Source organism: Mesorhizobium sp. P3_B5 (assembly GCF_056402815.1).
Map to the genome: position 1 here is coordinate 233,992 of NZ_JBFUGR010000002.1, position 24,659 is coordinate 258,650.

Here is a 24,659-nt window from a genome sequence, read left to right on the forward strand (position 1 = left end):
GCGGCCTTTTTCAGCTATGACCCTTTGAAAGACTCGTGAAGCATCAATTCACGAGCTATCTTCGGCGCAAGTCGTTGAATGAAAGGGCAGGAGATGAGCAGCACAATCCGCGAAGCCGATCTTGGCTCGCCCAAGGTGACGCCGTTGCCGGCGCGCGCCGCGGCCAACACGCCTGTCCCGCTCGACCATCGCATCGCCCGCAACCCCGGCATGAAGCTCGATCTCGGCTTCATGGAATCGGTGCGTAGCGTCAACCGTTCGGCACTCGAACGCCGCGTCGCCAGCCTGACCAAACGGCGCTCGATCAAGGCCGACAATCAGGCGGCCTGGCTGCTGCGCGCCGTTGCCTGCATGGACCTGACGACGCTGAATTCCAACGACACCGAGGAGCGTGTGCGCCGGCTCTGCGCCAAGGCGATCAATCCGTTCCGCCGCGACATCGTCGAAGGCCTCGGCGTAGTGGGTGAAAAGATCCGCCCGGCGGCGGTCTGCGTCTATCATCCCTTCGTCGCCACCGCCGTCGACGCCGTGCGCGGCACCGGCATTCACGTTGCTGCCGTGTCCACTGCTTTTCCGCATGGCCTTGCCCCGCTTTCGACGCGCCTGCAGGAGATTGAGGCCTCGGTCAGGGATGGCGCCGACGAGATCGACGTCGTCATTCCACGTGGCGTGGTGTTCGGCGCCAAGTGGCGGGAGCTTTACAATGAGATCGTCTCGATGCGTGCCGCTTGCGGCGATGCGCATCTGAAGGTCATCCTAGGCACCGGCGACCTCGCCACGCTGCGCAATGTCATGCTGGCCTCGATGGTGGCGATGATGGCGGGTGCGGATTTCATCAAGACCTCGACCGGCAAGGAGAGCGTCAACGCGACGTTGCCCGTTGGCCTGGCCATGGTGCGCGCTATCAGGGCCTATTTTGAAGAGACCGGCTACCTCATTGGTTTCAAGCCGGCCGGCGGCATCTCCACCGCAAAAGCCTCGCTCGATTGGCTGGTGCTGATGAAGGAAGAACTCGGCCGCCCATGGCTGGAGCCCGACCTGTTCCGCTTCGGCGCGTCGAGCCTGTTGACCGACATCGAGCGCCAGCTCGAACATCATCTGACGGGCCATTATTCGGCCAATCACCGCCACGCGATGGCGTGAAACCCCCACCCCGATCGGCTTTGCCGATCGACCCTCCCCGCAAGGGGGAGGGTGAAGGAGCCGCCCAATGAACATTCTCGAACGCTATCACGCCATGGAATACGGCCCGGCGCCGGAAGCCCGCAACGAAGCCGATGCGTGGTTGGCTGCACGCGATTTCGGCAAGGCGCTGTTCATCGGCGGTGGCTGGAAGGCAGCCACGGGCGGCAAGACCTTTGACACCAGCGAGCCGTCCTCGGGCAAATTGCTGGCCAAGGTCTCGGATGCCGGCGCTGCCGATGTCGATGCTGCGGTTGCGGCCGCCACCAAGGCGCTGCCGAAATGGTCCGCTTCGTCAGGCTATCAACGCGCCAAGGTGCTTTACGCCATCGGTCGCGCCATGCAGCGCCACCAGCGCCTGTTCGCGGTGCTTGAATCGATCGACAACGGCAAGCCGATCCGCGAAAGCCGCGACATCGACGTGCCGCTGGCCATCCGCCATTTCATCCACCATGCCGGCTGGGCGCAGGCGCTGGACAAGGATTTTCCAGGGCACAAGGGCGTCGGCGTCGTTGGCCAGATCATCCCGTGGAATTTCCCGCTGCTGATGCTGGCCTGGAAGATCGCGCCGGCGCTCGCCGCCGGTTGCACGGTGGTGCTGAAGCCGGCCGAGTTCACGCCGCTCACCGCCATCCTGTTCGCCGAGATATGCGAACGCGCCGGCGTGCCGAAGGGCGTCGTCAACATCGTCCAGGGCGGGCCTGAGGCGGGCGTCGCCATCGTCAACCATCCCGGCGTCCAGAAGATCGCCTTCACCGGCTCGTCCGAGGTCGGCAAGATCATCCGCAAAGCCACCGCCGGTTCGGGCAAGAAACTGTCGCTGGAACTCGGCGGCAAATCGGCCTTCATCGTCTTCGAGGACGCCGATCTCGACAGCGCCGTCGAAGGTCTGGTCGACGGCATCTGGTTCAACCAGGGCCAGGTCTGCTGCGCCGGCTCGCGCCTTCTGGTGCAGGAAGGCATCGCCGATGCCTTCATCGCCAAGGTCAAGACGCGGATGAGCCGGCTGCGCGTCGGCAGCCCGCTCGACAAGAACACCGATATCGGCCCGCTGGTCGACGTGACCCAGCTCGATCGGGTCAAGGGCCTGGTCGCCGAAGGCGCCAAGCAGGGCGCCGTCTGCTGGCAGCCGGACGTGGCGCTGCCTTCCTCCGGCTATTACCATCTGCCGACGCTGGCCACTGGTGTTGCGCCGGCTAACATATTGGCGCAGGAAGAGGTGTTCGGGCCGGTGCTTGCCACCATGACCTTCCGCAACACCGAGGAAGCGATCGAGCTTGCCAACAACACCCGTTACGGTCTGGCCGCTTCGGTGTGGAGCGAAAACGTCAATCTCGCGCTGCACGTCGCGCCGCAATTGAAGGCCGGCGTCGTCTGGGTCAACGGCACCAACATGTTCGACGCCGCTTGCGGCTTTGGCGGCTACCGTGAGAGCGGCTTTGGCCGTGAAGGCGGGCGCGAAGGCATGTTCGAATATCTCACGGCAAAATTGCCGCTCGGCCCGGTCATCAAGCCGGCAACAGCGTCGGCTCAGGCCATCGAGCAGGCCGAAGGCGACGCCATCGACCGCACGGCAAAGCTGTTCATCGGCGGCAAGCAGGTCCGTCCCGATGGCAATTATTCGATCGCCATCGCCACCGCCAAGGGCAAGCTCGCCGGCGAGGTCGGTCTCGGCAGTCGCAAGGATATCCGTGACGCCGTCTCGGCCGCCCGTGCCTGCAAGGCCTGGCCGGAAGCGACCGCCTACAACCGCAGCCAGGTCCTCTATTACCTCGCCGAAAACCTCTCCGGCCGCGCCGACGAATTTGCCGCACGCCTGACCGAACTCACCGGCGCCACCGCCAAGGCCGCGCGCGAAGAAGTAGAACAGTCCACAGAGAGGCTGTTCCTCTACGCCGGCCTTGCCGACAAGTTCGAGGGCAGGGTGCATCAACCGCCGGCCCGCGCCGTCACGCTGGCGCTGCATGAGCCGGTCGGCGTCGTCGGCATCGTCGCACCGGACAATGCGCCGCTGCTCGGCCTGATCTCGCTGGTGGCGCCCGCACTTGCCATGGGCAACGCCGTGGTTGCAGTGCCCTCGGAAAAATATCCGCTGCTCGCCACAGATCTCTATCAGGTGATCGAATATTCCGACGTCCCGGCCGGCGCCATCAACATCGTCACCGGGCGCAGCGCCGAACTCGCCGGCGTGCTGGCCAAGCATGATGATGTCGACGGGCTCTGGATCTTCGCCGATGCCGAGACCTGCGCCAAGGCCGAAGCCGAGTCCATCGGCAATCTCAAGCGCGTCTGGACCGGTCAGGGCCGAAGCCTCGATTGGGCGTCGAATGAGGCCGCCGGCGATGCTTTCCTGCGCCGGGCCGTCGAGGTCAAGAACGTCTGGGTGCCCTACGGCGACTGAGCGTCGCACCCCGTGTCCGAAGCAGGCGTTCGGGCTTGACGCACGAAATAATGTTCTTTAACGAGAAAAAACATTTATTGGGTTGGGCGCAGGCGGCACAATAGTGCGCGTCTGGCACAATGCGTCGCGACCATCCGCCGGTAGAACCCGGTTGATCGCAAACGGACGAGGAGAAGACGAATGGCGGATCTGACCGGCAAGACCGTTGTCGTCACGGCTGCGGCGCAAGGCATCGGCCGGGCGAGCGCGCTGGCCTTCGCCAAGGCGGGTGCGATTGTCCATGCGACCGACATCAACGAAGTGCTGCTCGCCGAACTCGCCAAGACCTCAGGCATCAAGACCCGCAAGCTCGATGTGCTGAACGACGTGGCGGTGACATCGGGTTTTGCTGAGATCGGCCGCGTCGACGTGCTGTTCAATTGCGCCGGCTTTGTTCATTCCGGCTCGATCCTCGAAATGAAGGACGCCGATCTCGATTTTGCCTTCAACCTCAATGTCCGCGCCATGATCCGCACCATTCGGGCGGTGCTGCCCGGCATGCTGGAGCGTGGTGACGGCTCGATCATCAACATGTCTTCGGTCGCCGGCGCCGGCAAGGGCGTGCCCAACCGTTTCGCCTATGGCGTCACCAAGGCGGCGGTCATCGGCCTGACCAAGGCGATCGCTGCCGACTATGTCGGCAAGGGCATTCGCTGCAACGCCATCTGCCCCGGCACGGTCGAAAGCCCGTCGCTGCAGGACCGCATGCACGCGCAAGGCGACTATGATGCAGCGCGTGCGGCCTTCATCGCCCGCCAGCCAATGGGCCGCCTCGGCACGCCCGAGGAGATCGCCGATCTCGCCGTCTACCTGGCTGGTGCGACTTATACGTCTGGACAGGCCTATAATATCGACGGTGGCTGGTCGATCTGATCACGGGTTTCGGAAAAGATCGTGGGCGAACAGGAAGATCGGTTCCCGTTCCGGCGTTTATGGGAGATCGAGCAGTCTGAAAATCTCGCTCGCCGCCTAGCCGCGCTTGCCGGGATCAGGTTGATGGGTACGGTCCGCCCGGTTCCTCAGAGGAGCCATCGCTTCGGCGGAGAGTTTGCAAACGGCCATGAGGCCGCAAGTAGGGAGAATGATTTAGATGAAACTGCTGCGCTATGGCGAGATCGGGAGCGAACGCCCCGGCCTGCTCGACGCCGATGGAACGATCCGCGATCTCTCGGCTCATGTCGTCGACATTGCGGGCAAGGCGCTTGATCCGGCATCGCTCGCCGCGCTGGCGAAGCTCGATCCGAAGTCGCTGCCGGCAGTTTCCGGCAAGCCGCGCCTCGGCGCCTGCGTCGCCGGCACCGGCAAGTTCATCTGCATCGGCCTCAACTATTCCGACCACGCCGCCGAAACCGGCGCCACCGTGCCGCCGGAGCCGATCATCTTCATGAAGGCAAGCTCGGCCATTGTCGGCCCGGACGACGACGTGCTGATCCCGCGCGGCTCGGAGAAGACCGACTGGGAGGTTGAACTGGCCGTGGTCATCGGCAAGACGGCAAAATATGTCAGCGAGGCCGACGCGCTGGATTATGTCGCCGGCTATGCCGTCGCCCATGACGTCTCCGAGCGCGCCTTCCAGGCCGAGCGCCAGGGCCAGTGGACCAAGGGCAAGAGCTGCGACACGTTCGGCCCGACCGGCCCGTGGCTGGTCACCAAGGACGAGGTGGCCGATCCGCAGAACCTGAAGATGTGGCTGACAGTCAACGGCAAGACCATGCAGAACGGGTCGACCAAGACCATGGTCTACGGCGTCGCCTATCTGGTTTCCTATCTCAGCCAGTTCATGTCGCTGCACCCCGGCGACATTATTTCGACAGGCACCCCGCCCGGCGTCGGCCTCGGCATGAAGCCGCCGGTGTTCTTGAAGGCTGGCGATGTGGTCGAGCTGGGTATCGAGGGCCTGGGCCAGCAGAAGCAGACCTTCAAGGCGGACGTGTAGGGGCTCCCTTCCTTCTCCCCTTGTGGGAGAAGGTGGATCGGCGCGCAGCGCCGAGACGGATGAGGGGTGCTGGAAGAAACGCGGAGTGAGAAGATAGAAGGATTTGAAGCACTTATGTCTTCAAGGTAGTGATCCTTCCAACACCCCTCATCCGACCGAGCTTCGCTCGGCCACCTTCTCCCACAGGGGGAGAAGGGTAGTCGGCGCCCAGCTACTTGATCGTCTTGCCATCCGCCCCGAACCGATACGTCTTCGCCGGATCCGGCGTCGCATACAGCGTCGAGCCGGGTTCGGCATTGTAGACGCCAAAAATGCGCACGGTGATCAGCCCGGCTTTCTCGCAGTCGAGATAGAGGTTGGTGTCGGCGCCGAGGTGCTCCGCGTGCACCACCGTACCCTTCCACGCCCCGGATTTCGGATCGACGGTCAGGTGTTCCGGCCGCACGCCGATGGTCTTTGCCGTCTCGCCGAGACGGGCGCCGTCGACGAAGTTCATTTTCGGAGAACCGATGAAGCCGGCGACGAATTCGTTCGCCGGCGAATTGTAGAGCTCCATCGGTCCGCCGATCTGTTCGATCTTGCCGGCGTTCAGCACCACGATCTTGTCTGCCAGCGTCATCGCTTCGACCTGGTCGTGGGTGACGTAGATCATCGTCGCCTTCAGCCGGCGGTGCAGCTGCGCGATCTCCAGCCGCGTGTTGACGCGCAGCGCCGCATCGAGGTTGGACAGCGGCTCGTCGAAGAGAAACAGTTTTGGTTCGCGCACCACCGCGCGGCCGATGGCGACACGCTGGCGCTGGCCGCCGGAGAGTTCGGCCGGCCGCCTTTCCAGATAGGGTTCCAGCGACAGCATCGACGAGGCGATGCCGATGCGCCGCTCGATCTCTGCCGCCGGCGTACCCGCCTGCTTCAGGCCAAGGCCCATATTGTTCTTCACCGTCAGATGCGGATAGAGCGCATAGGTCTGGAACACCATGGCGATGCCGCGTTTGGCCGGCGGCGTGGCGGAGACATCCGCGCCGTCGATGACCACCCGGCCGGAGGTCGAATCCTCCAGCCCGGCGATGACCCGAAGCAGCGTCGATTTTCCGCAGCCGGAAGGACCGACGAAGACGACGAATTCGCCGTCATTCACTTCGAGGTTGATGCCTTTCAGCACCTCGACCGGCCCGAAGGCCTTCTTCACATTCTCGATTATCAGCGAGCCCACGGCGTCGTTCCTATCGTTAGAGTTTGACGGCTGCGCCGCTGCGCACGCTCTCGTCGGCGGCAAGGCAGACGGCGAGCGATTTCACCGCGTCGTCCATATGGCGGGTCAGGTCGAGATCCTCGCGGACCGCCTTCAGCACGAAGGCCTGTTCGAGGTCACAAAGGTCCTGGTGGCCGGGTTCGCCCTGCATCGACAGCATCTCGTCTTGCCTGACGAACTTGCCGTCCGGCCCGGTCGCCGCGCTGTGCAGGCGGATGGTCGAGGTCTTGGTGTGGGTGTCGATGTCGTCGGACTTGACGCCCTCCTTCATGACGATCGACACGCAGCCATTCGGCGAGATGACGTCCTTCACGAAGAAAGCCGTCTCCGAAATCATCGGACCCCAGCCGGCCTCGTACCAGCCGACCGACCCGTCGTCGAACAGCACCTGCAGGTGGCCATAATTGTACATCGAGGGCGCGACCTCCTCGGTCAGCCGCAGCCCCATGCCCCGCACCTCGACCGGCCTGGCGTCGGTGATCTGCAGCATCACGTCGAGATAGTGCACACCGCAGTCGACGATCGGCGACGTCGTCTGCATCAATTGCTTGTGCGTGTCCCAGGTATGGCCCGAGGATTGCTGGTTGAGGTTCATGCGGAACACGTAAGGGCCGCCAAGTTTGCGCGCCTCGACGATCAGCCTGACCCAGGACGGGTGATGGCGCAGGATGTAGCCGATCACCAGCTTCTTGCCATTGGCCTTGGCCGCCGCGACGACGCGCTTGGCGTCCGCCACCGTTGTCGCCAGCGGCTTTTCGACGAAGACATGGCAGCCGGCCTCGAACGCCTTCACCGCATAGTCGGCATGGCTGTCCGAATAGGTGGCGATGCAGGCGACATCGGGCTTTTCGTCGCGCAGCACCTCGTCGAAGGAGCGCCTGATGCCATAGCCGGAAAGCCCATCCGGCAACGGCACGTCCGAGCGGTTGATGAGTGCGGCAATCTCAAAGCCCGGATTGTTGTGATAGGCCAGCGCATGACTGCGGCCCATATTGCCGAGGCCGGCGACGACGACGCGAAGAGGCTTTTCGAAACTCACTTGACGGCTCCGGAAGTAATGCCGCGGATCAGCTGCCGCGAGAAGATGACGTAGAGGATCAGCACCGGCATGATCGCCAGCGACAGGGCGGCCAGGATCGCGTTCCAGTTGGTGACGAACTGGCCGAGGAAGAGCTGCGCGCCCAGCGTCACCGTCTTGGTCTCCTCCGACGGCGCCAGGATCAGCGGGAACCACAGATCGTTCCAGATCGGGATCATGGTGAAGACGGCGACCGTTGCCATCGATGGCCTGACCAGCGGCAGCACCAGCCGGAAGAAGATGGTGTATTCCGACAGCCCGTCGATGCGGCCGGCATTCTTCAAATCGTCGGACACCTGCTTCATGAATTCCGACAGGATGAACACGGCCAGTGGCAGGCCCTGCGCGGTGTAGACCAGGATCAGCGACGTCAGCGTATTGACCAGCCCGCTCGCAACCATCAACTGCAGGATGGCGACGGTACCTAGCCGGATCGGGATCATGATGCCGAGCGCCAGGTAAAGTCCCATCATCGTGTTGCCGCGGAAGCGATACTCCGACAGCGCAAACGCGGCCATGGCGCCGAACAGCAGCACGAAAAACAGCGAGGCGACGGTGACGACGAGGCTGTTCTGGAAATAGTGGATGAAGTCGCCCTGGCCGATCACGGTGGTATAGCCGATCAGGTCAAAGGTTTTTGGCGTCGGTGGCGTCAGCGGCTCGCTGAAGATGCCGGCGCGCGATTTGAACGAATTCATGATGACCAGGATCACCGGGGACAACGCGATCGCCGTGTAGGTCAACAGGATCGCGTGGGCGCCGATGGTGCGGGGCAGGGAACGGGTGGCGGTGCTCATCTTGCGCCCCTCAGAACTGGTAACGACGCAGGCGCGTCTGCACGAGGAACAGGTAGACGCAGACGCCGCCAAGGATGATCAGGAACATCATCGTGGCAATCGCAGCGCCCATATTGGGATCACCGACCTGCAACTGGAAGCCGAAGAAGGCGCGGTAGAGGAAGGTGCCGAGGATATCGGTCGAATAGTTCGGCCCGGCGAGTGCCCCTTGCGCGGTGTAGATCAGGTCGAAGGCGTTGAAATTGCCGACGAAGGTCAGGATCGAGATGATGCCGATCGACGGCAGGATCAGCGGCAGCTTGATCTTCCAGAACTGCGACATGCCGGTGATGCCGTCGCATTCAGCGGCTTCGATGACCTCCTCAGGGATCGACAGCAGAGCGGCATAGATCAGCATCATCGGAATGCCGACGAACTGCCACACCGAGATCAGGCTGAGCGCGGTCAATGCGTATTGTTCCTTGCCGAGCCATGGCGTGAACAGGCTCTTCAAGCCGACCAGGTCCATCAGATGCGGCGCCACGCCCCACAGCGGCGACAGGATCAGCTTCCAGGCGAAGCCGACGATGACGAAGGACAGGATCGTCGGTACGAAGATCGCCGTGCGGTAGAAGGCGGCGAATCTCAGCCTCGGGCTGGACAGCAACGCAGCCAGAAGCACGCCGATCGGGTTCTGCACCAGCATGTGGATGATGAAGAACCAGGTGTTGTTCCTGAGCGCGTTCCAGAAATTCACCGACCAGTTGGGATCGCCGAACAGCGTGCGGAAATTCTGCAGCCCGACAAAGACCTGGTTCTGCTCGATGTTGCGAAACAGCGACAGCTGCAGCGTGCCGGCCAGCGGCAGGATCATGATCGCCGTATAGACCAGCAGCGCCGGCGCCAGGAAGACGCCGATATGCCAGCGAAAGGGTCGTTTCGGTCGTGTGTCTGCGGCCATGAGTTCGGTCCCCGCCGTCTCTCGGTTCCAAAGGGTGCGATGCTAGATGATACCTCGATGCACGGCCCGAATGTCCTTGCCCGAAACGGGAAGAACAAAGGCTTGCGACAAGTCAGCCAGCCTTTCCCACACGGAGCAGGGTAAGGCCGAGAGGCGGTGCCGACAATCGCTATCTGAAATCTGAAAGCCGGCCGGGCATATGCCCGGCCGGTCCGTTGCCTGAGCTCTTACTTCGCCGGCTTGTACCAACTGTCGAGGCCGTCCTGCAGCTTCTTGGCGGCAGCTTCCGGCGTATCGGTGCCGTTGATGACGTTGGCCGATTCAACCCACGTCTCGTTCTCGAGGTTCGGCGTGCCGCGCGACAGGATCTGGTAGGTCGAGCGGATCGTCGACTTGCACTTGTCGCGCCAGGAGACGAATTCCTGCGCCAGCGGGTCTGCCATCTTCACGGGGGTGGAGTTCAGGCTGAAAAAGCCCGGCAGTGCGTTGGCGTAGATGGTGGCGAAGTCCGGCGAGGCGACCCAGGACAGGAAGGTCTTGGCCGCATCAGCATTCTTCGACGCTGCATTCAGACCCATGCCGATATCGGTATGGTCGGAGATGTAGCAGGTGTCGCCGGCCTTCTGCACCGGCGGCGGGAAGGCGCCCATCTTGAACTGCGCCTGCGTGTTGAACAGGCCGATCTCCCACGAGCCGGCCGGGTAGATGGCGGCACGGCCGAGCGTGAACAGGTTCTGGCTGTCCGGATAGGTCTGGGCTTCGAAACCGTCGCCGAGATAAGGCTTCCACTTGGCGAGTTCGGCATAGGGCGCGACCCAGTCGGCGTCGGTCAGCTTCTGCTCGCCCTTGATCAGGGCAGCGCGGCCTTCCTCACCCTTCCAGTAGTTCGGGCCGATGTTCTGGTAGCCCATGGTCGCGGCTTCCCAGAGATCCTTCGTGCCCATCGCCATCGGGATGTAGGTGCCGTCGGCTTTGATCTTGTCGAGCGCGGCGTAGAACTCCTCATTGGTCGTCGGAATCTTGATGCCGAGCTTGTCGAAGGCGTCCTTATTGTAGATGAAGCCGTGGATGACCGAGGCCATCGGCACGCAGAAGCTCGCCTTGCCGTCGTCGGTTTGCCAGGCCGCCTTGGCCACGGGCGAGAAGTTCTCCATGCCGGGCAGCGCCGACAGGTCGGCGAGGTTGCCCTTCTTGTAGAGTTCAAGCGACTTGTCGAACGGGCGGCAGGTGATCAGGTCGCCCGCCGAGCCGGCGGCCAGCTTGGCGCCCAGCGCGGCGTCATATTCGGTCGGCGCTGAGGGTGCGAACACCACCTTGATGCCCGGGTTCTTGGCTTCGAAAGCCGGGATCAGCTTGTCCTTCCAGATGGCAAGGTCGTCGCCGCGCCAGCTTTCGATGTTGAGCGTTACGTCGTCGGCGTACGCAACCCCGGCGGTGCCGAGAATGCTGGTGCCGAGAAGCAGTGCCGTCAGTAGTTTCGTAGTCATGCTTAGTCTCCCTGTTGACCTTTTTCAGGTTCGGTTTTGAGAACAGGGGCCTTCGTGCCCTTGTTCCCCTCAATCGCGGAAAGTGCTGGCCTGAGCTTCTGGCCGGTCCCTTCCAGTATCTTCTCGGCCGCATCGGCGTTGGCAGCACCGGCGGCGAGCAGAATGGCGGTTTTGACAACGCCGCCGCTCTTTTCGAGCAGACGCGCGGCATCTTGCTTGTCGCGCCCGCTGATGGCGGCGACGATGCGCGCCGCGCGGTCGCGCAGCTTGATGTTGTCGGCTGTGAGGTTGACCATGTAGCCGTCATGGACATGGCCGAGATGGATGGCGGCCAGCGTCGACAGGATGTTGAGAGCGATTTTCTGTGCGGTGCCGGCGCCCATGCGCGTCGAGCCGGCAATCAACTCCGGCGGCGTTTCGAGCAATATGGCGACATCGGCCAGCCGCAGCAGCGGCGTGTCCTTGTTGTTGGCGATGGCGATGGTCGCCGCACCCAGGCGCCTGGCCTCTTCGAGCGCCATGACGGCATAGGGTGTCGAGCCGCTGGCCGAGATGGCGATCAGGCAATCGCCCTTGCCGATGCCGGCATTGGCAATCGCTGCCGCGGCTTCGTCGATGTCGTCCTCCGGCCCGCCGGCCAGCGTCTTGAAGGCCGCGTCGCCGCCGGCGATCAGGATTGCGATGCGCTCGCGCTGGATGCCGAAAGTACCCGGCAGTTCCAGCGCATCGGCCAGCGCCATCAGGCCTGAGCTGCCGGCCGCCGCATAAGCGAGCTTGCCGCCGCTGTTCAAGCGGCTGGCGATGATCTCGGCTGCTTTGGCTATTGCCGGAATGGCGCCGCGCACGGCCTTGGCGGCCTCGATCTGCGCATTGGCCAGAGAGGAAAGGATGGCGTCCGGGGCCTGGATGTCCAGTCCCTCGGCATTCTGATGAAGCGCTTCGGTGCGCGTGTCGGCCATCCGGTTTCCTCCGATCGGGGAACAATACCAAAAAAATACCACTTGTCTACACGCATTAACGAATTCGTTGCGCCGGAGCCGGCCTCGCGACAAAAATCTCTGATTTTTCAATAAAATACGGCTTAATCTTTTTGAAATGGAAATTAATCCTTGGCTATTGGTATTTTATTGGTATTATCCGCCCGGAGGAGAAATCGCGTGAATTTCGTGCTCGGTATCGATGGCGGCGGCACCAGCTGCAGGGCAGCCCTTGCGACGGCGGACGGCATTGTCGTCGGCCGCGCCAAGAGTGGCGCCGCCAACATCCGCACCGATCTCACCGGCGCCAGGGCCAACATCGTCGATGCGGCACGCCAGGCCTTTGTCGCCGCCGGCCAGGATCCCGCACTGATCCCGCAAACTCCCGCCATTCTCGGCCTCGCCGGCGCCAATGTCGGCACCTACCGGCAGCAGCTCGAAGCCATCCTGCCGTTCAGCCAGAGCCGCGTCGAGACCGATGCCGAGATCGCGCTGGAAGGTGCTGTCGGCTCCGGTGACGGCGCCATGGCCATCCTCGGCACCGGCACCGCCTATATGGCGCGCAAGAACGGTAAATCGCGCGCTATTGGCGGCTGGGGTTTCCAGGTCGGTGACCAGGGCAGTGGCGCCCGCATCGGCCGCGACCTGCTCGAGCAGACGCTGCTTGCCCATGACGGCATTCGCCAGGGATCGCCGCTGACGCAAGCCATGCTCGCCATCTTCCGCAACAATCCAGAAGACGTGGTCGAGTTCACCACCAACGCCAAGCCCGGCGATTTCGGCGGCTTCGCGCCAAAAGTCTTCGACCATGCCGAAAAGGGCGACGCTGTCGCCAACTGGATCCTCGACAAAGCGGTCGCCGATGTCGCGGCCGCACTTGGTGCGCTCGATCTCTCGGGCGGGGCCCCGCTCTGCCTGCTTGGCGGGCTGGCGCCGCTCTATGCGCCGCGCCTGTCGGCCCGCTATCGGGCGCTGCTGAAGCCGCCGCTCGACGATGCTCTGGGCGGCGCAGTGCAGATGGCGGTGCGTATCTTCGCCAAAGCGTCGGAGGCGGCGCGATGAGCGAGGCCGCCGACCAGATTTTTGCTGCGCTGAGACAGTCGTCGCAAAGCGGCGCGCCGCTCTATCTGCAGCTGAGGAAAAGCATCGAGGACGCGGTCAATCGCGGCCTGATCGGGCCGGGCGACGCACTGCCGTCGGAGCGCGATATCGCCACCAAGGCCGACATTTCGCGCGTCACCGTGCGCAAGGCGGTTCAGGATCTGGTCAAGGGCGGCATCCTCGTTCAGCGCCACGGCTCCGGCACCTTCGTCGCTCCGCGCATGGAGCGTGTCGAGCAGTCGCTGTCGCGGCTGACGTCCTTTACCGAAGACATGGCGCGGCGCGGCATGGATGTGCGTTCCGCCTGGCTCGACCGTGGCCTCTATGCGCCGTCTCCCGACGAGATGATGGTGCTTGGCCTGTCGTCGAACGAACTGGTGGCGCGTGTGGCTCGCCTGCGCATCGCCAACGACACGCCTCTGGCGATCGAACGCGCCTCGCTGTCGGCCAGCGTGCTGCCGGATCCCTCAGGGATAGGCTCCTCTCTCTATGCGGCGCTGGGGCTGACCGGCAACCGGCCGGTGCGGGCGGTGCAGCGCATTTCCGCCGCCAATCTCGGCGACGCCGATGCGCGCCTACTCGAAGTGCCGTCAGGCATTGCCGGCCTGCACATCGAACGCATTTCCTATCTGGCGAGCGGCAAGGTGATCGAATTCACCCGCTCCATCTACAGGGGCGACGCCTATGATTTCGTCGCCGAACTCCGGCTGAGCGGGCCGGGCGAAGAGGGTCGGCCATGAGCACAATCACCACTCACATGCGGCGCGAGATCGAGGAGATTCCGGAGGCCGTCGCCCGCCTGCTCGATGGTTCGGCCGCCGTGCTGGCCGAGGCCGGGCGCGGCATTCGCGAACGCAATCCGCATTTTGTCGTCACCGTGGCGCGTGGCTCGTCCGATCATGCCGCGACCTTCATGAAATATGCGGTTGAGCTGACCGCAGGCCTTGCGGTCGCATCGGTCGGCCCGTCCATCGCCTCAATCTACGGCGCAAAACTCAGGCTAGGCGGCTCCGCTTGCCTGGCCATCTCGCAGTCGGGCAAGAGCCCGGACATCGTTGCCATGGCGCAAGCCGCCAAGGACGGCGGTTCGCTGACCGTCGCCATCACCAACACCGCCGATTCGCCGCTGGCGCGCGCCTCGGATTATGCCATCGACATTCTGGCCGGACCGGAGCGTAGCGTTGCGGCGACGAAAACCTTCGTCAATTCGGCGGTCGCCGGCCTCGCGCTGATGGCGCACTGCACCGGCGACGATGCGCTTCTGGCGGCACTTGCCCGCTTGCCCGAGCATTTCAGCAAGGCGATCGCTTGCGACTGGATGGCGCTGGCTGGCGCACTAGAGACGCCGAAATCGCTGTTCATCCTCGGCCGCGGCCCGTCCTCGGCCATCGCCAACGAGGCGGCGCTGAAATTCAAGGAAACCTGCGCCATGCATGCCGAGGCCTATAGTGCCGCCGAGGTCATGCACGGCCCGCTGGCACTGGTCGGGCCAGGCTTTCCGGTGCTGGCGCTCGCCGCCCGCGATGCCTCGGAGCCGTCGGTTGCCGAAGCCGCCGACAGCCTGGCGGGCAAGGGCGCGGCCGTCTTCGTCACCTCGGACAAGGCTAAAAGTGCTGCGCGCCTGCCGCATGTCGCAACCGGCCACCCGCTGACCGACCCGCTGACGCTGATCGTGTCCTTCTATGGTTTCGTCGAGGCGTTTGCCCGTCATCGCGGCCTTGATCCCGACACCCCGCCCAATCTTCGCAAGGTGACGGAAACCGTATGAGCGACCGTTTTGCCCTGACTGGCGCCCGCATATTCGATGGCGATGACTGGCACGACAATGCCGCCCTTGTCGTGCGCGACGGTCTGGTCGAAGCCATCGTTGCCGCCGGCGCCATTCCGTCCGGCATTCGCAAGGTCGAGACTGGCGGCGGCATGCTGGCGCCGGGTTTCGTCGACCTGCAAGTCAATGGCGGCGGTGGCGTCATGCTCAACGACCATCCCGATGTCGCCTCGATCGAGACCATCTGCCGCGCGCACGCGCCGTTCGGCACCACGGCGCTGCTGCCGACACTGATCACCGACACGCCTGCAATCACCGCCGCGGCAATTGCCGCCGGCGCGGAGGCTGCGCGGCAAAAGCTGCCGGGTTTTTTGGGCTTGCATCTCGAAGGTCCGCATCTGTCGGTTGCCCGCAAGGGCGCGCACGACCCGGCGCTGATCCGGCCGATGCTCGACGCCGACCAGGCGGCACTGATCGCGGCGCGGAAAAAACTGCCGGTGCTTTTGACGACGATAGCGCCTGAATCGGTCGAACCCGCGCGCGTTTCGGCACTGACCAAGGCCGGCGTGGTCGTCAGCCTCGGTCATTCCGACACCGGCTACGCCAATGCCCGCGCCTTCGCCGAGGCGGGTGCCTCGGTGGTTACGCATCTGTTCAACGCCATGAGTCAGATCGGCAACCGCGAGCCGGGGCTGGCGGGCGCTGCCATCGACATCGGCACGCTTTTCGCCGGTATCATCGCCGACGGCATCCATGTCGACCCGGCCACAATGGTGATCGCGCTGCGCGCCAAGCAGGGTCCGGGCAAGATCGTGCTGGTCACCGACGCCATGGCCACGATCGGCACCGACATGACCTCGTTTACGCTCAACGGCCGCATAATCTACCGCAAGGACGGCAGCCTGCGGCTTGCCGACGGAACACTGGCGGGGGCCGATCTCGACATGATCTCCGCTGTTCGATACGTCCACCGCGTGGTTGGACTGGACCTGGCGGAAGCGTTGCGCATGGCCTCGCTCTATCCGGCGCAAGCCATCGGCCAGTCGCACCGGCTTGGCCGCTTTGCCAACGGCACCGCAGCCGATATTGTCGCGCTGTCCGATGATCTGGATGTCAGGGACGTATGGATCGGTGGCGACAAGGTTTTTGGAGCCGCCGCCGGCACTTTGCACTGAGGCGGAGCTATGCAGGCTGTCGATTGCGTTGTCGCCGGGGCAGGTGTCGTGGGCCTCGCCATCGCGCGGGCGATTGCCTTGTCGGGGCGCGAGGTGCTGGTGGTCGAAAAGGCCGATGCCATCGGCACCGCGACCAGTTCGCGCAATTCGGAAGTCATCCATTCCGGGATCTACTATGCGCCGGGCAGCCTGAAATCCCGCCTCTGCGTCGACGGCCGCCAGCGCCTCTATGCTTATTGCCGCGACCGCAACATCGGCCATGCGCGTACCGGCAAGTTGATCGTCGCTGTCGAACCAACCCAACTCGATCGGCTGCGGGCGATCCAGACCAACGCCGAACGCTGCGGCGTTACCGATCTCGACCTTTTGACGCGCGCTGAGGCCGAAAGCCTCGAACCGGCGCTGCATTGCGCCGGCGCGCTTCTGTCGCCGACGACCGGCATCGTCGACGGCCAGGCACTGATGCTGTCGCTGCGCGGTGATGCGGAAGCCGCCGGCGCCTCCTTCGCCTTCCTGACCACTGTCACGGGTACGGCGGTTTCGCCCGACGGGGTGGAAATCATGACACAGGGTGCCGACGGTGAAGCCTTCGAACTTGAGGCCGGCGCTTTCGTCAACGCGACCGGCCTCGACGCGCAGGCCTTGGCCGGCCGCATCGAGGGTTTTCCGCGAGACAGGATCCCACCGCTTTGGCTGGCGCGTGGCAATTATTTTGCCCTGTCGGGCCGGTCGCCCTTCTCGCGACTGATCTACCCGGTCCCGGTCGATGGCGGCCTCGGCGTCCATCTCACCCTCGACCTTGGCGGCAGTGCCCGTTTTGGCCCTGACGTCGAATGGATCGACCGCGTCGACTACACCGTCGATCCCGGCCGCGGCGACGTCTTCTACGATGAGATCCGGCGCTATTGGCCGGGCCTTGCGGATGGCGCGCTGCAACCGGCCTATGCCGGCGTCAGGCCGAAGCTGTCCGGTCCGGGCCAGCCGGCCGCCGATTTCATGGTGCAAGGTCCGGCCGACCATGGCGCCGGCCAGATCGTCAATCTGTTCGGCATCGAGAGCCCGGGACTGACGTCGAGCCTGGCCATCGCCGACCATGTCTGCGAAATTTTGTATCCGAGCTGACCCAGTGTCGGACAACCAGGGTTGGTGGCTGCCAACTCAGTCGTGATGTCAGCTAGATAGCTAGCCGGCTTTTGAAGGAGCGTAGATGTCCCTATAGGTCTCGCGCAGCAGGTTCTTCTGCACCTTGCCCATCGTGTTGCGCGGCAGCTCGTCGACGAAAATCACCCGCTTCGGGTGCTTGTATTTGGCAATCCGTCCGGCGATGGCACTGAGGATCTCGGCAGCGCCGATGGTCGAAGCCGGCGCCCGCACCACGATTGCGGTGACGCCTTCGCCGAAATCCGGATGGGCGACACCGATCACGGCACTCTCGCCGACACCGGCAAGCGCGTCGATCTCGCTTTCGACTTCCTTCGGATAGATGTTGTAGCCGCCTGAAATGATCAGGTCCTTGCCCCGGCCGACAATGTGCACATAGCCGTCGGCATCGATCAGCCCGAGATCGCCTGATATGAAGAAACCGTCGTCGCGGAACTCCGCCTTGGTCTTCTCCGGCATCCGCCAGTAACCGGAGAACACATTCGGGCCTTTCACCTCGATCATGCCGATCTCGCCCTGGGCAAGCGTTTCGCCGCTGTCGGGGTCGGCAATGCGAAGCGCGACACCTGGCAAGGGAAAGCCGACCGTGCCGGCGCGCCGCTCACCCTCATAGGGGTTCGACGTGTTCATATTGGTCTCGGTCATGCCGTAGCGCTCGAGGATGGCATGGCCGGTGCGCTCGCGCCACGCTACATGCGTCTCGGCCAGCAGCGGTGCCGACCCGGAGATGAACAGGCGGATATTTTTCGCCGCTTGCCGGTTCAACCCCTCCTGCTGCAGCAGCCGGACATAGAAGGTCGGCACGCCCATCAGCACTGTTGCGCGCGGCAAAAGCGAGACTATCCGGGCCGGGTCGAACTTGCTTTCGAACAGCATCGCGCCGCCGGCCGTCAGGATGACGTTGGTGGCGACGAACAGGCCGTGCGTGTGGAAGATCGGCAGTGCGTGGATCAGCACATCGGCGCCGGTGAAGCGCCATTGCTCGACCAGCACCCGCGCGTTGGAGGCGAGGTTCTCATGGCTGAGCATGGCGCCTTTCGAGCGACCGGTCGTCCCCGACGTGTAGAGGATCGCCGCGAGATCGTCAGGTCCGCGCGCCACATCGCGGAAGTCCGCCGGCTGTTGCGCGGCGCGATCGGTCAGCGAACCTTCGCCGTTGCGGCCGAGCGTCACCGCGATGGCGCCCGATGCCTCGGCTAACGGTCCGATCTCGGCCGCCCGTGCCGGATCACAGACGACCAGCCGCGGCTCGGCATCGCCGAAGAAATAGCCGAGTTCCGTCAGCGTGTAGGCGGTGTTCAGCGGCAGGAAGACAGCGCCGGCGCGCAAGCAGGCGAGATAGAGAAAGAGGGCTTCCGGACTTTTCTCGACCTGCACGGCAACGCGGTCGCCCGCCGTGACGCCCAATAGCGTCAGCGCCTGCGCCAGTTGCGCCGACCGCGCCAGCATATCGCCATAGCGGATCGATCGCCCGTCATCCGTCTCCATCAGGAGCCGCTCGGGCGCGGGCATCCGGCCGCGAAATACGTCAAACAGGTGATTGCTCATGATCTTCCCTAGACCATGATCCCGAAAAGGGGAATCCTGACTTCAGGGGCATGCGTCGCAAAAACGATCTTGCTCCGGCAGCTACTTCCGGGCACGCAGCGCCTTGGTGGCGCTTGCCCTTGGATCGCCGCTCTGGCTGAAGCGCTCCATGCACATGGCCGCCGTCAGCCGGTAGTGGTTGAGCAAGGCTTCAACCGCGCCGTCGGCATCGCCGTCCAGGGCGCGTTCCGCGATCAGGCGGTGCTCGCCGATTTCGTCGCGATTGCTGTTGTCCTGCGAGATCAGCCTGTAGCGCGAGGCCTGGTCGGAAAGCTGGTCGCAGAAACCAATCAGCCAGTGCGACCGGCAAGCCGAAATCAGCGCGCGGTGGAAGGCACGATGAAGTTTCTCCCATTCCGGATCGTTCGATGTGGAATCCTCGGACAAGCGGCGTTGCGCGCGCGCCAGTCGATGCAGCGCCAGCACCAGCTGTTCTTCCCATTCGCCGGTGCGGCGGGCGATGGATTCGCGAAGCGCCCGCTCTTCCATCCAGCAGCGGGTGCGCGTCAGCTCCTCCAATTCCTCCGCGCTGACCGGCATGAGGAAGAAGCCGCGCTGGTCGTGCCGGCCCAGAAGACCTTCCGAAGCAAGCCGGTTGAGGGCCTCGCGAACGGGCGAGGCACCGGCGCCATATCGGGAAACCACCCATTCGACCCGCAGCTTGCTTTCACTCTCGAGCACACCACGCAGGAGGTCGTCGCGAAGCTGATTGTAGACGGCGCTGGCAAGTGTGCCCTTAGACCCTGTGCCTTCGTCTCCCGGATCGGCGGTTCCGTACGTCAATGTGCCTCCTGTCGTTTGCAGTGGCTCCGACGGTTCCCAGCCGCGAAGCATTCCGAATCCCCGTACATGTACTATACCGTGTCAGGCTTCCGCACCCAAGCGAAAGATCACGATATTGTACTTTAAGAGGAAGGGTCGCCCTGTCAGGCTCTGCCAAGTAACGACTGTGGTGAAAATCCTGTTCTTCTCAAGAAACTTTGTACAGCCGGGCGTCGGGCGCCACGATACCCGGCAGCGAATTCATAATTGTTCGTGATTTATTCTCGACCCAAAGCTCAGCCGACAGCCTGGTCCGCAGCTGCCCTGATCGCCTCGATGTTTGTCCGATAGGCCTCGACGCTGCCGCCCTTGAAGATGGCGGCACCCGCCACCAGCACGTCGGCGCCGGCGGCGGTGACCAGGGGCGCGGTTTCAGGCGAAACGCCGCCGTCGATCTCGATGCGGATCGGCCGATTGCCGATCAGCGCCTTCACCCGCTTCACCTTGTCGACGATGCCGGGAATGAAGGCCTGGCCGCCGAAACCGGGGTTGACGGTCATGATCAGGATCAGATCGAGCCGGTCGAGCACATATTCGATCATCGTTTCCGGCGTTGCCGGGTTGAGCGAAACACCGGCTTTCTTGCCGAGATTGCGGATCGTCTGCAGCGAGCGATCGAGATGCGGTCCGGCCTCGGCATGCACGGTGATGCCGTCGCAGCCGGCCTCGGCGAAGGCCGCCAGATAAGGGTCGGCCGGCGCGATCATCAAATGGCAGTCGAAGAAGGCCTTGGTGCGGTTGCGGATCGCCTTGATCACCGGCGGACCGAAGGTGATGTTGGGCACGAAGTGCCCGTCCATGACGTCGAGATGGACCCAGTCGGCGCCAGCCGCCACCACCGCCTCGACCTCGTCGCCGAGCTTCGAAAAATCCGACGCCAGCACCGATGGCGCGATCAGGGTCTTCTTGCTCATGATGAGGCCTTTCCGAGCCCTTGTTTCGAGGCACCTGATCGACTGCCTAATGTTCCGGAGCTGACTTGTCGAGTGTGCCGGTGTGCAAACAAGCGCGAAGAGTGCAGGTTCCCTTCCAGGCGCCGAGGCCCAAGAAAAACCCCGCCGGATTGCTCCGGCGGGGTTCTGGTCTTGCTGCGCAAGGTTACGGCTTTAGGTTCTGGATGTTATTGCTTGCCGGGTCCTGCTGCAGATCCACCTGCGGCTTGCGCGTCGGCAGGAGCTGCTGCAGGACATTCGGGTTCAGCAGTTGGGTCGGATCGACCCCCAGCGTCCTGCGGATCGGCTTGCAGTTCGGGAACCGTCCAATGGTCCCCTCCGGGCAACGCCGAATTGTGATGATCGGCTCGCACTGTCCGCCGACCATATGCGAGCCCGGCGCGCATTCCGCCTGTGGCTTGCGGCAGGCGCCGTCGATCACCTGGGTGCCACGCGGACAGACACACTCGCCGCGCTTGTTGTGGAGCTGGCCGCGTATCTGGCATTGCTCCACGACAGGCTGCTTGCGCCGGCAGGCGCCGTCGCTCACTTCCGTACCCCGCGGGCAAACACAATTGCCGTTGGCGTCGTGGACCTGGCCACGGATGGTGCACTGCTCCACCTCGGGCCTCTTCTTGCGGCAGGCGCCGTCGCTCACTTCCGTACCCCTCGGGCAAACGCAATTGCCGTTGGCGTCGTGGATCTGGCCACGGATGGTGCACTGCTCCACCTCGGGCCTCTTCTTGCGGCAGGCGCCGTCGATCACTTCCGTACCTCTCGGGCAGACGCAATCGCCGTTGGCGTCGTGGATCTGACCACGGATGGTGCACTGCTCCACCTCGGGCCGCTTCTTGCGGCAGGCGCCGTCGCGCACTTCCGTACCCCGCGGGCAGACACAATCGCCATTGGCGTCGTGGATCTGGCCGCGAATGGTGCACTGCTCCGGTTTGTCGATCCTGACGCAGGCGCCGTTCTCGAGCTCGGTTCCGCGCGGACAGACACAGCGTCCGTCCTCGGTGCGGATCTGGCCCTTGAGCAGTACGCAGGGCTTTGGCTTCGGCTCGACGATGACGCCGCCGTCGGGCGAGCACTGGCCGTTGCGGAACGTCGTGCCTTTCGGGCAGACGCACCTGCCGGCATCGTTCATGACGAAGCCCGCCGAGCACTCCTTCTTCACCTCGTTCTTGATGCTGAAGGGGTGGCAGGCATAGGCCTTGCCGCGGTCGCCCTGCACGTTGGTCGCATCGCGCGGCAGTACGTCGCCACCGCCTTGCACCTTGGTGTCGGGAGACAGTACGCCGACGCAGTTCCGGCCATTGACGCTGCCTTGCAGATTGGCCAGGCGGCCGTCGTCGGGAATAACCACGGTCATCATGTGGACGTGGCTTTCCCCGGCGCCGAGCGTCAGGTTGGCAATGCAGGACAACGGCAAGGTTGTCGGCTCCGGCGAGCAGCCGAAGGGCGGGTCGATCGAGGTGATCTCAACGCCTTCCAGCCTGCCGAGGCCTTCCACGCCGATCGCATCACCGATGCGAACCGGACCGGAGAAGGGGCTCGTCCCGTCATTCGTGATGGTGATCTCGAACGAGCAGGGTTGACCGGGCTTGCATTCGCTGTCGCCGGTTTTTTCGACACGGATCGTCGAGACACCGCCGCCCTTGGCACAGGCCTGGGGGATCGGATAGACGATGTCGTCTCCCGGAGCCGGGCCATAGGAGCCCCGTGCGCAGTTCTCGAACTCGCCGTTGGCCGACACCGTCACGTCGAAGTGGCGGCTGGTTCCGGGCGTCATCACGGCGCCGGGAATCTGGCACGACAGCGCATTGGCCGGAACCGGTCCGCACGCCCATTCCGCGCCGTCAGGGGTGACGGTCTGGATCTGGACGGGCGCTCCGCCTGCCACCAGCTTGGCGGCATCGTTGACCCGCACCGGACCGGTGGGGGCAGCGGTGCCAAGGCTGATGACGGTGATGCGGCAAGAGATGACCGCCGCACCGGCCAGCGAGCCGTTGCACACCTTGGTGATGCGCAGGGTCGGCTTGCCGCCATTGGGATGACGGAAGCGTTCCTTGGCGCAGGCCTTGTTGTTGGTGAGGTCGACCTCACCGGGGATGGGCTTCACCGCGGCGCAGTTCTCCACCGTGTCCGACTGGTAGCCGGCCGGCATCACCGCCTTGACGACGATCGCCGTCGAGGCGCCCGGCAGCAGCACGATGCCGGCATTGTCACAGCGGAACTGGCCGGGGCCGTTCGGTCCGCAGGCCCAGGGCGGGCTCGGGCCGAACGTCGAAGATGCCGGCGCCCCACCCGGGTAGGTGTCGACAACCGTCAGCGGCCCGACATAGGGGACGCTGCCGTTATTGAGGATGTCGATCACGAAGTAGCAGATGCCGTCGGCCGTACAGACCGGGATGCGGGCACGCTTCTTCAGGATCAGGTCGACCTTCTTCTCGACCGGCGGCTGGCAGTCGCGGTCGCGATCGCCACGCCGGCAGATCGGGATCGAGGCGCAGCCCCTGTCGTTTTGCTGGCTGCCGAACAGCGGCTTGCCGCTGGCCGGATAATTGTAGGTGGCGCAGTTGCGTAACACCTTGCCTTGCCAGCCTCCGGCCGGCTTGAAGCCGAGCTTGAGGTCGACGAAGGCCCCCGGGTTGAGCGTGGTCACCGGATAGGTGCAAATCATCGGCGTGGTTCCGGGCACGCAGACCCAGGGCGGGTTCGGCCCCGAATCGAGGGTGGAGCCGGCCGGCAGCGTCACTTCGTCGAGCACGATCTTGCCGTGATAAGGGCCTGTGCCGACATTGGTGACCCGGATGGTGAAGTCGCAGCCACCGCCCATCGTGCAACGCGTCACGTCGGCGCGCTTCTCGACCTTGAGGTCCGGCTCCTTGCCGGGCGGGCATCTGAGGTCACGCGGAATGACGATTTCGATCGTCTGCGTGCAGCACAGGCCCCAGCCCTCCTTCGGGCCGGCATAGGTTTCGATGCCGGTGACGATGAGGTGGATGACGTCGCCGGGCGATGCGCCGACGATTTTCCAGTTGAGCACACCGCCGCCTGCCGGCACCAACTGCGTGTCGGGGATGATGGTGATGCCGGGTGTCGTCGTCGAAACCTGCACCCACTTGCCGCCCATCTCCGGGCCGACCGGCATGTGGTAGATGAAGGCGCCGCCACCGGGCACGCAATCGACCGTGCCGCGTTCCACCTTGAAGCATTCCTTGCCGGGAGGTGGTGGCGGTGGTTCGCATTTGGTGACGTCGATCTTGATCGAGGTCTTTTCACCGGTGAGATAGTCGCCGTCGTCAGGCTTGTTCGGATCCTGCGATGGGATGATGATCCCGGTGCCGACCCCATTGGTTACCTTGATCATACCCTGGTTGTCGACGATCGTCGGCGAGGGAAACGCCGCATGGTCGATCTTGGCGGTGATCCTGAAGTTGATGACGCGCTCGTTGGGTGCGCCAGCGCCGTCGAGATCGGTGGCGGAAATCCGGAAATCGGAAACTGTCGCCGTATCGTTCGGGCTAGCCGAGGTGCTGATCGTTGCACCCGGCAGCGGTCCACCGGACGCATCCGTGCCGTCGCCGGACACGTTGACATTGACGATCGCAAGGCCGTGCGGAAGCTGGTCCTTGAAGTCGAGCTGGAGTTTCTTTAGCCGGGCCACGAAGCTTGGGTCGGCAAAACTCTCCGGGCCGCCGCGCAAGCCGAAGCTCAGCGAATAGACGACGTAGTCACAGCCTCTTTGAGTGCCTTTCTTCGTGAAGAAAGGGATAACCCGGTCCGGCCTCGGATTGACGACGCGCGGATTGTCGAGCTGGAGTTGGACATCCGGGCTGGTCGCCTGGATGTTCTGGGCGGCGACAGCCGGTAGGGCGGGCGCGAGAGCGACCGCGATACCGGCCGCCATCAGCCAGCGCGCGCCGCGCCTGGCGTATGACAGGGGTTTCATGATCGTCTCCATGACGGTTGATTGATTGCTGTTTGCGAGCGGGGAGAGGATTGAAATGTTCATCTTCCCCTC

Annotated in this window: 19 protein-coding genes; 9 read left to right on the forward strand and 10 right to left on the reverse strand. The window is 64.0% G+C overall.

All coding sequences use genetic code 11. The features are described 5' to 3' along the window. The first annotated feature begins 93 nt into the window (after nt 1-93). From deoC to AC1DVW_RS06165, 4 genes are all read left to right on the forward strand, one after another. Entirely contained in the window at nt 94-1,143 is a 1,050-nt protein-coding gene (gene deoC / locus AC1DVW_RS06150; protein ID WP_477321862.1) for a deoxyribose-phosphate aldolase, read from the forward strand. Nucleotides 1,144-1,210: 67 nt separating this feature from the next. Continuing rightward, entirely contained in the window at nt 1,211-3,583 is a 2,373-nt protein-coding gene (locus AC1DVW_RS06155; protein ID WP_477321864.1) for an aldehyde dehydrogenase family protein, read from the forward strand. A 180-nt stretch (nt 3,584-3,763) separates the two neighbouring features. Next, on the forward strand, nt 3,764-4,495 hold the full coding sequence (locus AC1DVW_RS06160; protein ID WP_477321866.1) for an SDR family oxidoreductase: 732 nt from the start codon (nt 3,764-3,766) through the stop codon (nt 4,493-4,495). A 217-nt stretch (nt 4,496-4,712) separates the two neighbouring features. Beyond that, the gene (locus tag AC1DVW_RS06165) at nt 4,713-5,558 is read left to right on the forward strand and encodes a fumarylacetoacetate hydrolase family protein (protein WP_477321868.1); all 846 of its coding nucleotides are present in this window, start codon (nt 4,713-4,715) and stop codon (nt 5,556-5,558) included. 211 nt (nt 5,559-5,769) lie between these two features. On the opposite strand, the gene AC1DVW_RS06170 is transcribed toward AC1DVW_RS06165, so the two are convergent. The 6 genes from AC1DVW_RS06170 to AC1DVW_RS06195 all read right to left on the reverse strand — a co-directional run bounded on the left by AC1DVW_RS06170 (nt 5,770) and on the right by AC1DVW_RS06195 (nt 12,068). Then, nucleotides 5,770-6,768, reverse strand: coding sequence for an ABC transporter ATP-binding protein (locus AC1DVW_RS06170; protein ID WP_477321869.1), 999 nt, complete (start codon nt 6,766-6,768; stop codon nt 5,770-5,772). Nucleotides 6,769-6,784: 16 nt separating this feature from the next. Continuing rightward, nucleotides 6,785-7,846: a Gfo/Idh/MocA family protein gene (locus tag AC1DVW_RS06175; RefSeq protein WP_477240849.1), complete on the reverse strand. Its 1,062-nt coding sequence runs from the start codon at nt 7,844-7,846 to the stop codon at nt 6,785-6,787. Beyond that, nucleotides 7,843-8,682 (reverse strand): carbohydrate ABC transporter permease, encoded by an 840-nt coding sequence (locus tag AC1DVW_RS06180; protein WP_477240851.1) that lies wholly within the window; start codon nt 8,680-8,682, stop codon nt 7,843-7,845. The genes AC1DVW_RS06175 and AC1DVW_RS06180 overlap by 4 nt, the downstream gene beginning before the upstream one ends. 10 nt (nt 8,683-8,692) lie before the next feature. Beyond that, nucleotides 8,693-9,622, reverse strand: coding sequence for a carbohydrate ABC transporter permease (locus tag AC1DVW_RS06185; protein WP_477321870.1), 930 nt, complete (start codon nt 9,620-9,622; stop codon nt 8,693-8,695). Nucleotides 9,623-9,849: 227 nt separating this feature from the next. Beyond that, nucleotides 9,850-11,109 carry an ABC transporter substrate-binding protein gene (locus AC1DVW_RS06190; RefSeq protein WP_477240855.1) on the reverse strand — a complete coding sequence of 420 codons (1,260 nt, stop codon included), beginning with the start codon at nt 11,107-11,109 and terminating at the stop codon, nt 9,850-9,852. A gap of 2 nt (nt 11,110-11,111) precedes the next feature. After that, the gene (locus AC1DVW_RS06195; protein WP_477321872.1) at nt 11,112-12,068 is read right to left on the reverse strand and encodes an N-acetylmuramic acid 6-phosphate etherase; all 957 of its coding nucleotides are present in this window, start codon (nt 12,066-12,068) and stop codon (nt 11,112-11,114) included. 198 nt (nt 12,069-12,266) lie between these two features. On the opposite strand from AC1DVW_RS06195, the gene AC1DVW_RS06200 reads away from it, so the two are divergent. The 5 genes from AC1DVW_RS06200 to AC1DVW_RS06220 are packed head-to-tail and all read left to right on the forward strand — an operon-like array spanning nt 12,267 to nt 17,252. Beyond that, on the forward strand, nt 12,267-13,148 hold the full coding sequence (locus AC1DVW_RS06200; protein WP_477321874.1) for a glucosamine kinase nucleotide-binding domain-containing protein: 882 nt from the start codon (nt 12,267-12,269) through the stop codon (nt 13,146-13,148). Continuing rightward, nucleotides 13,145-13,927 carry a GntR family transcriptional regulator gene (locus tag AC1DVW_RS06205; protein ID WP_477321876.1) on the forward strand — a complete coding sequence of 261 codons (783 nt, stop codon included), beginning with the start codon at nt 13,145-13,147 and terminating at the stop codon, nt 13,925-13,927. The genes AC1DVW_RS06200 and AC1DVW_RS06205 overlap by 4 nt, the downstream gene beginning before the upstream one ends. After that, nucleotides 13,924-14,955: an SIS domain-containing protein gene (locus AC1DVW_RS06210; protein WP_477321877.1), complete on the forward strand. Its 1,032-nt coding sequence runs from the start codon at nt 13,924-13,926 to the stop codon at nt 14,953-14,955. The genes AC1DVW_RS06205 and AC1DVW_RS06210 overlap by 4 nt, the downstream gene beginning before the upstream one ends. Beyond that, a complete protein-coding gene (gene nagA / locus AC1DVW_RS06215) occupies nt 14,952-16,130 on the forward strand; it encodes an N-acetylglucosamine-6-phosphate deacetylase (RefSeq protein WP_477274460.1) in 1,179 nt (392 codons plus the stop codon). Before AC1DVW_RS06210 ends, nagA begins: the two co-directional genes overlap by 4 nt. 9 nt (nt 16,131-16,139) lie before the next feature. Further along, the gene (locus AC1DVW_RS06220; RefSeq protein WP_477321878.1) at nt 16,140-17,252 is read left to right on the forward strand and encodes an NAD(P)/FAD-dependent oxidoreductase; all 1,113 of its coding nucleotides are present in this window, start codon (nt 16,140-16,142) and stop codon (nt 17,250-17,252) included. Nucleotides 17,253-17,312: 60 nt separating this feature from the next. Here the strand turns inward: AC1DVW_RS06220 and AC1DVW_RS06225 are convergent, their stop codons facing one another. The 4 genes from AC1DVW_RS06225 to AC1DVW_RS06240 all read right to left on the reverse strand — a co-directional run bounded on the left by AC1DVW_RS06225 (nt 17,313) and on the right by AC1DVW_RS06240 (nt 24,650). Then, nucleotides 17,313-18,839: a malonate--CoA ligase gene (locus AC1DVW_RS06225; RefSeq protein ID WP_477321880.1), complete on the reverse strand. Its 1,527-nt coding sequence runs from the start codon at nt 18,837-18,839 to the stop codon at nt 17,313-17,315. Nucleotides 18,840-18,920: 81 nt separating this feature from the next. Continuing rightward, a complete protein-coding gene (locus AC1DVW_RS06230) occupies nt 18,921-19,661 on the reverse strand; it encodes a GntR family transcriptional regulator (protein WP_477240871.1) in 741 nt (246 codons plus the stop codon). 275 nt (nt 19,662-19,936) lie between these two features. After that, on the reverse strand, nt 19,937-20,614 hold the full coding sequence (gene rpe, locus AC1DVW_RS06235) for a ribulose-phosphate 3-epimerase (protein ID WP_477321882.1): 678 nt from the start codon (nt 20,612-20,614) through the stop codon (nt 19,937-19,939). Nucleotides 20,615-20,798: 184 nt separating this feature from the next. After that, on the reverse strand, nt 20,799-24,650 hold the full coding sequence (locus AC1DVW_RS06240; protein WP_477321884.1) for a DUF7929 domain-containing protein: 3,852 nt from the start codon (nt 24,648-24,650) through the stop codon (nt 20,799-20,801). Nucleotides 24,651-24,659 lie beyond the last annotated feature (9 nt).